The 11,910-nt window shown below is 72.0% G+C and carries 12 protein-coding genes; 6 read left to right on the top strand and 6 right to left on the bottom strand.

The genetic code is table 11. The features are described from left to right. Nucleotides 1-33: 33 nt before the first annotated feature. From HUO13_RS18875 to HUO13_RS18885, 3 genes are all read right to left on the bottom strand, one after another. Nucleotides 34-1,242 (bottom strand): acetyl-CoA C-acetyltransferase, encoded by a 1,209-nt coding sequence (locus HUO13_RS18875; protein WP_211896459.1) that lies wholly within the window; start codon nt 1,240-1,242, stop codon nt 34-36. A gap of 24 nt (nt 1,243-1,266) precedes the next feature. Continuing rightward, on the bottom strand, nt 1,267-2,589 hold the full coding sequence (locus HUO13_RS18880) for an MFS transporter (RefSeq protein ID WP_211896460.1): 1,323 nt from the start codon (nt 2,587-2,589) through the stop codon (nt 1,267-1,269). A 207-nt stretch (nt 2,590-2,796) separates the two neighbouring features. Beyond that, entirely contained in the window at nt 2,797-3,690 is an 894-nt protein-coding gene (locus HUO13_RS18885) for a LysR family transcriptional regulator (RefSeq protein WP_211896461.1), read from the bottom strand. 112 nt (nt 3,691-3,802) lie between these two features. Here HUO13_RS18885 and HUO13_RS18890 point away from each other — a divergent pair, with 112 nt between their 5' ends. The 5 genes from HUO13_RS18890 to HUO13_RS18910 all read left to right on the top strand — a co-directional run bounded on the left by HUO13_RS18890 (nt 3,803) and on the right by HUO13_RS18910 (nt 9,549). Further along, nucleotides 3,803-4,729, top strand: coding sequence for a CoA transferase subunit A (locus tag HUO13_RS18890; RefSeq protein ID WP_249123856.1), 927 nt, complete (start codon nt 3,803-3,805; stop codon nt 4,727-4,729). Further along, the gene (locus HUO13_RS18895; RefSeq protein ID WP_211896462.1) at nt 4,722-5,495 is read left to right on the top strand and encodes a CoA-transferase subunit beta; all 774 of its coding nucleotides are present in this window, start codon (nt 4,722-4,724) and stop codon (nt 5,493-5,495) included. Before HUO13_RS18890 ends, HUO13_RS18895 begins: the two co-directional genes overlap by 8 nt. A gap of 72 nt (nt 5,496-5,567) precedes the next feature. Then, entirely contained in the window at nt 5,568-7,121 is a 1,554-nt protein-coding gene (locus tag HUO13_RS18900) for a 3-hydroxyacyl-CoA dehydrogenase (RefSeq protein ID WP_211896463.1), read from the top strand. Between the two features lie 7 nt (nt 7,122-7,128). Next, nucleotides 7,129-8,280, top strand: coding sequence for an acyl-CoA dehydrogenase family protein (locus tag HUO13_RS18905; protein ID WP_211896464.1), 1,152 nt, complete (start codon nt 7,129-7,131; stop codon nt 8,278-8,280). 258 nt (nt 8,281-8,538) lie between these two features. Beyond that, a complete protein-coding gene (locus tag HUO13_RS18910; RefSeq protein WP_211896465.1) occupies nt 8,539-9,549 on the top strand; it encodes a glycoside hydrolase family 5 protein in 1,011 nt (336 codons plus the stop codon). An 85-nt stretch (nt 9,550-9,634) separates the two neighbouring features. Here the strand turns inward: HUO13_RS18910 and HUO13_RS18915 are convergent, their stop codons facing one another. Next, a complete protein-coding gene (locus HUO13_RS18915) occupies nt 9,635-10,135 on the bottom strand; it encodes a MarR family winged helix-turn-helix transcriptional regulator (protein WP_211896466.1) in 501 nt (166 codons plus the stop codon). Between the two features lie 210 nt (nt 10,136-10,345). On the opposite strand from HUO13_RS18915, the gene wrbA reads away from it, so the two are divergent. Continuing rightward, the gene (gene wrbA, locus HUO13_RS18920) at nt 10,346-10,963 is read left to right on the top strand and encodes an NAD(P)H:quinone oxidoreductase (RefSeq protein WP_211896467.1); all 618 of its coding nucleotides are present in this window, start codon (nt 10,346-10,348) and stop codon (nt 10,961-10,963) included. Nucleotides 10,964-11,017: 54 nt separating this feature from the next. On the opposite strand, the gene HUO13_RS18925 is transcribed toward wrbA, so the two are convergent. Next, complete coding sequence (locus tag HUO13_RS18925; RefSeq protein WP_211896468.1) at nt 11,018-11,680, bottom strand: 4'-phosphopantetheinyl transferase family protein; 663 nt, start codon at nt 11,678-11,680, stop codon at nt 11,018-11,020. Further along, complete coding sequence (locus HUO13_RS18930) at nt 11,677-11,835, bottom strand: hypothetical protein (RefSeq protein WP_211896469.1); 159 nt, start codon at nt 11,833-11,835, stop codon at nt 11,677-11,679. Before HUO13_RS18930 ends, HUO13_RS18925 begins: the two co-directional genes overlap by 4 nt. Nucleotides 11,836-11,910: the final 75 nt, after the last annotated feature.

Here is an 11,910-nt window from a genome sequence, read left to right on the forward strand (position 1 = left end):
TCGCGCCGACCGCGCGGGCCCGGTCCGCCGGGGTCAGATCCGCTCGAAGACCGCCGCCAGACCCTGGCCGCCACCGATGCACATCGTCTCCAGGCCGTAGCGGGCCTGCCTGCGCCGCATCTCCCGCGACAGCGTCGCCAGGATGCGTCCGCCGGTGGCGCCGACCGGGTGCCCCAGCGAGATGCCCGATCCGTTGACGTTGAGCCGGTCGAGGTCGGAGGGCTTGAGCTCCCACTCCCGGGTGCAGGCCAGCACCTGCGCGGCGAACGCCTCGTTGAGCTCGATGAGGTCGATGTCGGAGAGCCCCAGGCCGGCGCGCTCCAGCGCCTTGGCGGTCGCGGGCACCGGACCGATGCCCATCGCGCGCGGTGGCACGCCAGCCCGGGCCCAGGACACCAGGCGCACCAGCGGACGCAGGCCGAGTTCGGCGGCCTTCTCGGACGTGGTCACGATGCACGCGGCCGCCGCGTCGTTCTGGCCGCTGGCGTTGCCGGCGGTCACGGTGGCGTCCGGATCGGACTTGCCCAGCACCGGCTTCAGCGCGGCCAGCTTGTCCAGCGTGGTGTCCGGGCGCGGGTGCTCGTCGGCGGTGACCACGGTGTCTCCCTTGCGGGAGCGCACCGTCACCGGCACGATCTCCTCCTCGAACAGCCCGGCCGAGACCGCCTCGGCGGTGCGCTGCTGCGAGCGGACCGCCAGCTCGTCCTGCTCCTGCCGGGAGATGCCGTACTCGCGACGCAGGTTCTCGGCGGTCTCCAGCATGCCGCCCGGCACCGGGTGGTTGACGCCGCCCGCGGTGACCCGGCCGCGCGCCAGCGAGTCGTGCAGCTGCAGACCCGCGCCGCGGATGCCCCACCGCGCCTCGGTGGTGTAGAAGGGCGCGCTGCTCATGCTCTCGGCGCCGCCCGCGAGCACCACGTCGCTGACCCCGGTCTGGATCTGCATCGCCGCGTCGAGCACCGCCTGCAAACCCGAGCCGCAACGGCGGTCGATCTGGGTGCCGCCGACCTCGACCGGCAGGCCCGCGTCGAGCGCGGCAACCCGGCCGATCGCGGGTGCGTCCGAGCTCGGGTAGCAGTGGCCGAGGATCACCTCGTCGACCGCGGAGCCCGGGAGCCCGGTGCGTTCCAGCAGGGCGGTGATCACCGTGGCGGCCAGCTCGGCCGCGGGCACGGTCTTGAACACCCCGCCGAAGCCGCCGATCGGGGTTCGCAGCGGTTCACAGATGACCGCGTCGCGCATTGCTGCTCCTCACTTGCAGTCGGGTCAGGCGGACCGGGCGACCACGGGCCGTTCGGCCACGGGCTCGCCCTCGGTGGACGGTGCGCGCCGCAGCAGGGCGAGCACGCAGAACAGAGTCAACAGCACGTGGGCCACCGCCAGGAACACCACCGACACGATGGACCCGCTGATGTTCATGAGGTACTGGCCCAGCATAGGCGCGGTACCGGCGAACAGCGTCGTGCACAGCTGGTAGCACAGCGAGATTCCGGTGTAGCGCACGTTCGCGGGAAATGACTGGGCCAGGATGCCCGCGAGCGCCGCGTAGTACATCGCGTGCGGCAGGGTCGCCACCGCCATGCCGAGCATCGACAGCCCCAGCGACCCGGTGCTGATCAGCCAGAACATCGCCGGCATCAGCACCAGCTCGGGCACCAGCAGCACCGTGACCGCGCGCCGCAGGTCCCAGCGCGTTGCCAGCACGGCGCCCAGCGGCTGGAAGATCAGCTGGGCGATGCCGGCGACCAGGATGACGGTGAGGAACGTCGAGCGCTGGAAGCCCAGGTCCGACACCGCCCACGACAGCGCGAAGGTCGACTTGAAGTAGGTGGCCGACACCGCGATGGTGCACGCGCCCACGCCGAGCGCGATGACCAGCGGCGAGCTGCGCAGCACGTCCCGGATGGGAAGCTTGGCCACCGTCCTGGACTCCATCAGCCTGCGCATCTCCGGCGACTCCTCGACACTGAGCCGGATCACCAGGCTGACCACCACCAGCAGCGCGGAGGCCAGGAACGGGATCCGCCAGCCCCAGGTGGAGAACGCCTCGTCGGGAAGCTGGGCGACCAGCAGGAACGACAGGGTCGCCAGCACGTTGCCCGCCGGGGAGCCCTGCTGGGCGAATGCCCCGTAGAGGATCTTCTTGCCCTTCGGCGCGTGCTCGGAGGCGATCAGCACCGCTCCGCCCCACTCGCCGCCCATGGCCACGCCCTGCAGCATGCGCAGGACCACCAGCAGCACTGGCGCGGCGACGCCGATCGTGGCGTAGGTGGGCAGCAGCCCGACGCACGTGGTCGCGCCGCCCATCAGCAGCAGGGTGGTGATCAGCGTCTTCTTGCGGCCGATCCGGTCGCCGAGGTGACCGAACAGCACACCGCCGACCGGGCGGGCCAGGAAGCCGACCCAGAAGGTGGCGAAGGCGGCCAGCGTGCCCGCGGCCGGGTCGACGGTGGGGAAGAAGACCTTGTTCAGCACCAGCGCGGAGGCGCTGCTGTAGATGTAGAAGTCGTACCACTCGATGGTCGTGCCGGTGAACGAGGCGATACCGGCTCGGCGCGCCACTCTGGTGTCGGGTACGGCTTGGCTCATGGACGGGCTCCTCGTGGGCAGGACTGCGTCGTCCTGGGAAGCGAGCGGAGGCCGCAGGGCGTGATCGGGCTCACGGGCTGCGGTAGCGGCCACCCTGACACGCCGCGCGCGATACCGTCCAATACCAAATCAGGCGCGCAGCAAGACACGGATCGACATAATCGCTTCCGGGTCTGCTCACGCTGGAGTCGGCTGTGCCCGGCTGGATCACTCCGGCGTCGGCATGGCTTCCTCGGAGACCGCGAGCACGCACCGCAGCGCGGCCGACGGGTTGTCGCGCCGCCACGCCAGGGCCAGCGACATCGGCCGCGAGGGGCCCGCCAGCGGGCGGTAGACCATGCCCTCGGTCCGGATGTGCTGCACCGACGACACCGTCAGCGTCACCCCCACGCCTGCGCCGACCAGCGCGAGGATCGTGTAGGAGTCCGGCGCCTCCTGCACGATCCGCGGGTGGAACCCCGCGGTGACGCAGGCGTGCACGAGGGCGTCGCGGACGGCTGAGCCGCGGGTGCCGGGGAAGGTCACGAACGGCTCGTCGGCCAGGTCGGGGAGGTCGATCTCGCTTCGTCCGGCGAGCCGGTGCTCGGCGGGCAGCGCCGCGACCAGGTGCTCGTGCTCGACCAGCCGCACCGCGACTCCGTCGCGGCGCACCGGCAACCGCACGAATCCCAGGTCGAGCTCGCCCTCGGCGACCTTGTTGAGCGCCTCGCCGGAGTAGGTCTGGCCGCGCAGCACCAGCTCGATGCCGGGGTGCCTCGCCCGGACCGCGCGGGTCAGCCGGGGCAGCGTCTCGTGGCTGCTCGCCCCGGCGAAGCCGATGCTGACCCGCCCGATCTCGCCGCGCCCGCCTGCCTGCGCGGCCCGGGTCGCGACATCGAGGTCGGCGAGCACCTGCCGGGCGGGGTCGAGCATCGCCTGCCCCGCGGAGGTCAGCCGCACCGAGCGGGTGTTGCGCTCGAACAGCTGCACCCCGAGCTCGTGTTCGAGCTGGCGGATCTGCTGGCTCAGCGGCGGCTGCGCGATGTGCAGGCGCGCGGCGGCGCGCCCGAAGTGCAGCTCCTCGGCGACGGCGACGAACCCGGCCAGGTGGCGGAACTCCACGGCGCACCTCCTCGATTGTTCGGCATTCCATCTTACTGGCGTCTGAATTCAGTATTGGACGCTCTCGCCGCGGCGTGGTTGGTTGGATCCACCCGAACCGAGGGAGGTCACGGTGGGCGAGGACCGCACCGCCACGATGCGCGAGGCCGTCTCGGCGCACGTGCGCGACGGGGACGTGGTGGCTTTGGAGGGCTTCACGCACCTGATCCCGGTGGCGGCCGGGCACGAGATCATCCGCCAGGGCAGGCGGGACCTGACGCTGGTCCGCATGACCGCCGACATCGTCTTCGACCAGATGCTGGCCGCCGGGGTCGCCCGCAAGCTCATCTCCTCCTTCGTCGGCAACAGCGCTGTCGGATCGCTGCACGAGCTGCGCAGGCGCGTCGAGGACGCCGACCCGGAACCGCTGGAGTTCGAGGAGTACAGCCACTACGGGCTGCTCGGCCGCTACCTGGCCGGGGCGCAGGGGCTGCCGTTCTACCCCCTGCGCTCCTACGCGGGCAGCGACCTGCCGCGGGTCAACCCCAACATCCGGACGGTCCGCTCCCCGTTCGACGACGGGACGACGGTCCACGCGGTCCCGCCGCTGAACCCGGACGTGGCGATCCTGCACGCGCAGCGCGCCGACGCCGCGGGCAACACCCAGGTTTGGGGCATGCTCGGCGGTCAGCAGGAGGTGGCCTTCGCCGCTCGCAAGGTGATCGTGGTCGTCGAGGAGGTCGTGGCGCCGGAGGTGATCCGCTCCGACCCGAACCGCACGCTGATACCGGAGTTCGTCGTCGACGCGGTCGTGGAGTGCCCGCGCGGCGCGCACCCCTCCTACGTCCAGGGCTACTACGAGCGCGACGGGGCCTTCTACCGCGCGTGGCCGGACATCAGCCGCGACCCGGAGCGGTTGCGGCAGTGGCTCGACGAGTGGGTGTACGACCTCGCCGACCACTCCGAGTACCTGGCCAAGCTCGGCGAGCAGCACTGGGACGACCTGACGCCGAGATCCGCGCTGTCCGCACCGGTCGACTACGGAGCCGCACGTGACTGACGCCGAGTACACCACCACCGAACTGCTCAGCGTGCTCAGCGCGCGGGAGCTGGCGGGCAAGCGCCGGGTGTTCGCGGGCATCGGCCTGCCGACGCTGGCGGTCGCGCTGGCCCAGCGCACCGTCGCACCCGACGTCGGCCTGGTCTACGAGTCCGGCGTGTACGGGGCGCACCCGCAGCGGTTGCCGGAGTCCATCGGCGACTCGTTCCTGGTCTCGGGGGCGGAGTCGGTGCTGAGCATGTCGGCGCTGTTCGGTTTCGTGCTCCAGGGCGGCCACGTCGACGTCGGTTTCCTCGGCGCCGCCCAGGTCGACCGGTGGGGCAACCTCAACAGCACGGTCATCGGCGAGTGGGAGCGGCCGAAGGCCCGGCTACCCGGCTCGGGCGGCGCGGCCGAGGTGATGGCCGGCTCCCGCGAGGTGTTCGTCGTGATGAGAAGGCACGACCGGCGCTCCTTCGTCGACGAGCTCGACTTCTGCACCAGCCCGGGACCCGCGCGAGCGCGGGCGGCCGTGCCGGACGCACCGGTGCGCGGGCGGGGCGTGACCACGGTGATCACCGGACTCGGACTGCTGCGGCGGGAGAGCCCCGAGGACGAGCTTCGGCTCGTCGCGGTGCACCCGGGCGTCGACGCCGACAAGGTCCGCGAGGCAACCGGCTGGCCGCTGGAGGTCGACGCCGAGCTGACGACCACGAAGCCGCCCACTGACCGCGAGCTCCGGTTGCTGCGGGAGGAGATCGACCCGCGGCGGGTCTATCTACGCTGAGGGCCACCGGCCGGTACGCGGTCACCGGCCCGCCGAGCGGGTCCTACGACGGTTTCTGGAGGAGATGCTGCGATGGGGCAGTGGGCACAGCAGGTCAACGTGGTCCGGGTGATCGGCACCGGCGTGATGGGGCGTGGCATCGCGCAGCTCGCCGCGGCGGCCGGGCTGACCGTCGAACTGGCCGACGCCCGCCGGGAGGCGGTGTCGGCGGCGGTCGACCACGTCGGTGAGATGTTCGGCAAGCTGGTGACCAAGGGCCGGATGAGCGCCGAGGAGGCCGGCGCCGCGACCGCGCGGCTGCGGCCGGTCGGCGACCCGCTGGCGCCTGCCGACTCCTGCGACCTGGTCGTCGAGGCGGTCCGGGAGGACCTGGACACCAAGCGCGAGCTCTTCGCCGGACTGGAGAAGATCTGCCCGCCGCACGCGGTGCTGGCCACCAACACCAGCTCGCTGTCGGTGACCGCGATCGGGGCCGCGCTGGCCGACCCGTCCCGGTTCATCGGTCTGCACTTCTTCAACCCGGTGCCGCTGATGAAGCTGGTCGAGGTGATCCCCGGCGCCCGCACCCGCCAGGACCTGCCGGCCGGCCTGGTGGAGCTGGTGCGCCGACTCGGGCATCAGCCCGTGCTGGCCGCCGACACCCCGGGCTTCCTGGTCAACCACGCCGGACGCGGCCTGGCCACCGAAGCGCTGCAGATCATGTCGGAGTCCGCGGTGGCACCGTCCGATGTGGACCGCATCGCCCGCGACGTGCTCGGCCTGCGGATGGGGCCGTTCGAACTGCTCGACCTCACCGGCCTGGACGTCTCGCACCCGGTGCTGGAGAGCATCTGGTCCGGTTTCTACGGCGACCCGCGGCTGCGTCCGTCCGGGATCACCAGGTCCCGGCTGGAGGCCGGGCTGCTCGGGCGCAAGACCGGCGAGGGCTTCTACCGCTACGTCGACGGCGTCAAGCAGGAGGCGCCCGAGCCAGCCGCTCCCGACGCCCCGCGCAGGCCCGTGTGGGTCGACGACACCGAGCCGGAGAGCCGGGACCGGCTGGTCTCCCTGCTGCGGGAGGCGGGTGTCGTGGTCGAGGAGGAACCGTCGGAGGACGCGGTCCTGCTGGTGACCCCGTACGGCCGGAGCGCCGCCCAGGTCGCGCGCAGCCGAGGGCTTCCCGTGCAGCGGGTGTTCGGCGTCGACCCGCTCGGCGACTTCGCCTCCCGGCTCGTGCTCGCCGTGCACCCGGCCGCCGACACCGCTGCCGCCGCCTCCGCCCACGTCGCGCTGTCGGCCACCGGACTGCCGGTCACGGTGGCCGCCGACGCACCCGCCACGATCGCGCAGCGGCTGCTGGCCTCGATCGTCAACACGGCCTGCGGCATCGCCGAACAGCGCATCGGCCGCCCCGCCGACATCGACACCGCGGTGCGCCTGGGGCTCGGCTACCCGCGCGGACCGCTGGAGTGGGGCGAGCACGCCGGGCGCGAGCGGATCCTGGCGATCCTGCGCAACATGCACGCCGAAACCGGCGATCCGCGCTACCGGCCGGGCCGCTGGCTGGTCGAGCGCGTCGAGCTCGGCCTCGCACTGACCGAAACCGGCACCACGCCCGCCGACGTCCTCGGCGGCGGTGAGGACTAGGAACCCGATGGACCTCCAGCTCAACGACACCCAGGCCGCTTTCCGCGAGATGGCCGCGAACTTCGTCGACGCCGAGATCGTGCCGCACGCGCGCGAGTGGGACCGCCGCGAGGAGGTCGACCTCGAAGTGGTGGAGAAGCTCGGCGCGCTCGGCTTCCTCGGACTGACCATCCCCGAGGAGTACGGCGGCGTCGAGGCCGACATGCTCAGCTACGCGCTGGTCATCGAGGAGCTCGGCCGCGGGGACTCGTCGGTGCGCGGGATCGTGTCGGTGTCGTTGGGGCTGGTGGCAAAGTCGATCGCCACGCACGGCACGCCGGAGCAGAAGCAGCGGTGGCTGCCCCGGCTCACCAGCGGTCAGGCCATCGGGTGCTTCGCGCTCACCGAGCCCGAGTCCGGCTCCGACGCCGGTTCGCTGGCCACCCGCGCCCGCCGCGACGGTGACGACTGGCTGCTCAGCGGCCAGAAGATGTTCATCACCAACGGCACCTGGGCCGAGGTGGCCCTGGTGTTCGCGCGGGCGGAGGAAGGGGTCACGGCGTTCCTGGTGCCGACCGCGACTGCGGGTTTCACCGCGAACACCTTGCACGGCAAGCTCGGTCTGCGCGGCCAGGCGACCGCCGAGCTGGTGCTCGAGGACGTGCGCGTCCCCGACTCCGTCCGCCTGGGCACTGCCGGCAAGGGCCTGGGCATCGCGCTCGGTGCGCTGACCAAGGGCCGCATCTCGGTGGCTGCCGGAGCGGTGGGCGTGGCGCAGGCCGCGCTCACCGCCGCGGTGCGCTACGCGGGGGAGCGCGTCCAGTTCGGCAAGCCGATCGCGGCGCACCAGCTCGTGCAGGAACTGCTCGCCGAGTCGGCAGTGGAGGTCGAGGCGGCGCGGTTGCTGACCTGGCGGGCCGCGGCGCTCGCCGAGCGAGGCGTACCGAGGGAGGAGCTGGCCACTGCGTCGTCGATGGCCAAGTACCACGCCAGCGAAACCGCGGTCCGGGTGGCCAACAACGCGCTGCAGGTCTTCGGCGGCTACGGCTACATCGACGAGTACCCGGTCGGCAAGTACCTGCGCGACGCGCGGGTGCTCACCCTCTACGAGGGCACCAGCCAGGTGCAGAAGCTGATCATCGGCCGCGCGCTCACCGGTGTCGACGCGATGACGGGGTAGCGGCGGCCCGCCGCGCCCTGCCGTCGCGCCCGGGCCGCTGTGCACGGTCGCCGTGCCCGGCCGCCGTGCCCCGAAGCCGCGCATGAGCCGCTGCGGCCGGAGCCGGTCTCCGCACTGCGCCGTCCGGCGGGGCCGGTACCGCCGTTGTGCCGCTGCGTCCCCGGATTCCTTGACGATCTTTCGGGCACCTCGCTACGGTCCCGCAACCGGAAACTTCCTTCCCTGTTGTTTTCCGCCGCCGTGGCAAGGAGAACGCTCATGAGATGGCAGAACTCCCTTCGCGCGGCGGCTCTCGCCGCGATGCTGGTCGCGGTGGGCGCGGTCGCCGATGCCTCGCCGCCTGCCGCGCCCGAGCCCACCCCGGTGGCGGCGAACGGCAAGCTCTCGGTGTGCGGCAACACCTTGTGCGGCAGCAGCGGCGCGCCGGTGCAGCTGCGCGGCATGAGCACGCACGGCCTGCAGTGGTACGGCCAGTGCGTCAACAACGATTCGCTGGACGCGCTCGCCCACGACTGGCAGGCCGACGTGCTGCGGATCTCCATGTATATCCAGGAAGGCGGCTACGAGGAGGACCCGGAACGCTTCACCGCGATGGTGAACCAGTACGTCGAGGCCGCGACGCAGCGGGGGATGTACGCGATCATCGACTGGCACATGCTCGATCCCGGTGACCCCAACTACAACCTGGAGCGGGCCAAGACGTTCTTCGCCGAGGTCGCCCGCACCCACCGCGACAAGCCCAACGTCTTCTACGAGATCGCCAACGAGCCCAACGGCGTCGAGTGGTCCGCGATCAAGAGCTACGCCGAGCAGGTCATCCCGGTGATCCGGGCGCAGGACCCCGACTCGGTGGTGCTGGTCGGCACCCGCGCGTGGTCGTCGCTGGGAGTCTCCGACGGAGCCGACGAGCAGGAGATCGTCGACAACCCGGTCGACGCGGACAACATCCTCTACACCTTCCACTTCTACGCCGCGTCCCACGGCGAGGAGTACCTGCGCGCGCTGTCGCGGGCGGCGGACCGGCTCCCGCTGTTCGTCACCGAGTTCGGCACCCAGGAGGCTTCCGGTGACGGCGGCGACGACTTCGGCATGGCGCAGCGCTATCTCGACCTGATGGCGGAGAAGAACATCAGCTGGACCAACTGGAACTTCTCCGACGACCACCGGTCGGGCGCGGTGTTCGAGGAGGGGACCTGCGACAGCGGGCCCTACACCGGCACCGATCCGCTCAAGCCGGCCGGGGTGTGGGTGCGCGAACGGGTCCGGTGAGCAGTCGCTCGGCGGCTCCGACCAGCGGCCCAGCGCGTTCGCCCGTGTCCCGTCGCGGGGCGCGGGCGAACGCGTCGCGGCGTGGTCAGCCGGAGCACTCCCGGCCGTTGGCCGCGCGCAGAACCCGCATGACGTCGGCGAGATCCGCCGAGCGCTCCACGCCCAGCGGAGCGAGCACGCGCTGGCGCAGCACCCGAGCCGCCGCCCGCCTGGCCTGGTCGGCGACGTCCCGGCCGTGGTCGGTGAGAGTGGCGTAGGTGACGCGGCGGTCCGACGGGCACGGTTCGCGGCGGATGAGGCCGGCCGCGGCCAGCCGGTCGGCCACCTTGGTGAACCCGCCGCTGCTCAGCGCGGCCTCGCGGGCCAGGCGGGTCATGGGCATGCGGCAGTCGGGGGAGCGGACCAGCCGCAGGAGGATGTCGAACGAGGCGGGAGCCAGCTCGAAGCGCTCGGCGAGCTCGGCGTCGAGCTTCGCCTGGGTCACGTGGTAGCCCTCGATCACCAGGCCCCACCAGGTGACGATCTCGTCGTCGTCGGTGCACGGGTCGACCGCCGACCCCTGCCGGGCGGTGTTCTCGCTGCTCACCGGCCTGCTCCTCCCTGCTCCAGCGCTGCCACGAGAGTCTACCGCAAGTGACTCGCGGGCAAATGGCTTGCGTGGAAGATATTGCGTCGGTAGTGTCTGCACTGCAAGTGAAGAGGCCGGTTGGTGGAGCGGCACCGGTGCCGCGGTACCGCCTCCGGCACTGCGACAACGGGCCGGGACGACCCGTCCCATGCGAAGGAGTCAGCGGTTATGGGTGAGCCGGTCAAGCTCAGCGTGATCTACTACTCGGCGACGGGGACCATCTCCGAGATCGCCAACGAACTCGCCGCGCAGGCCGAGTCCGCCGGCGCGCAGGTCCGCCTGCGCAAGGTCCGGGAGCTCGCGCCCGACGAGGCGATCGACGCCAACCCGGCGTGGCGGGCCAACGCCGACGCCACGGCGGGCGTGCCGGAGGCCGTGGCCGACGACGTGGTGTGGGCCGACGCGGTGATCTTCGGGTCGCCGACCCGGTTCGGCAACGTGTCCTCGCAGCTCAAGCAGTTCCTCGACACGCTGGGCGGCCAGTGGGCGCAGGGGGAGCTCGCCGACAAGGTCTACAGCGGTTTCACCTCCAGCGCGACCCTGCACGGCGGTCAGGAGTCCACGCTGCTGGCGCTGTACAACACGATCCACCACTTCGGCGGCATCCTGGTCGCGCCGGGCTTCACCGACGGCTCGAAGTTCGTCGACGGCAACCCCTACGGCACCAGCCACGTCGACGGCCAGGGCCAGTTCAAGGTCGACGAGACCGCTCGCACCGCCGCCGCGGTGCAGGCCAAGCGGGTCGTGTCCGTCGCGTCGGCGCTCAAGGCCGCCGGCGCAGCCTGAGGTACGGACCCTGAGACGGGCGGCCGCCACGCGGCCGCCCGTTCGGCGTGTGCGTCACCGGCCCCGCAGCCACACGATGGCGCTGGCCACGAACCCGTCGGCGGCCAGCCACCGCCCGGCGAACTCGGTGAGCGGGCGCCCCTCGGCCTGGCCTCCGGGCTTGAGCAGCCGGGCGTGGAAAGTGCCGCCCGCGGCGTCGAAGGTCAGGTCGGCCTCCTCGAAGCCGAGCCACGCCCCGGTCAGCGGGAACCACGCCTTGTAGACCGACTCCTTGCAGCTGAACAGCACCCGGTCCCAGTGCACCGATCCGTCCTGTGTGGACAGTTCGCGCAGGCGTGCCCGCTCCTCGGGAAGCGAGACGGCGTCCAGCACGCCCTCGGGCAGCGGCTCGTGCGGTTCGGCGTCGATCCCGATGGTCACGACGCTGTCGGCCGGGCCGACGACCGCCGCGCGGTAGCCCGCGCAGTGCGTCATGCTGCCGACGACGCCTGCCGGCCACCGGGGCGCTCCGCGCTCTCCGGGCAGCAATGGCGCGGGCGGCACGCCGAGCTCGGCCATCGCCCGCCGGGCGCAGTGCCTGACGGTGGTGAACTCGCGGCGCCGCTTGTCCACGGCGCGGGCGATGGCGGCCTCCTCCTCGGGGAACAGCGTCGCCTCCGCCGGGTCGTCGAACGTTTCGACCCACGTCGCGCCTTCGGGCAGCACTCGTTCGATCACGTGGTGTTCCGCTCCTCGCCGATGATGACCTTCAGCTTAGCCGCCGCGGCGGGGCGGCGGGGGGTGATCGCCATGATCCGGCCGGTGTCGGTGGAGCGCGGTGCCGAGTCGTCGAATGCGCTGATCAGGGCGGTTCCACGGTCTACTCGGGACACGCGCGCCGCGGAGCGTGAGTGCCGCGGCCCAGCCCGCGCAGGAGCGTCGGCCGGCCTGTTTTCCGATCTCCGCGC

Source organism: Saccharopolyspora erythraea (genome assembly GCF_018141105.1).
GTDB classification, from domain to species: domain Bacteria; phylum Actinomycetota; class Actinomycetes; order Mycobacteriales; family Pseudonocardiaceae; genus Saccharopolyspora_D; species Saccharopolyspora_D erythraea_A.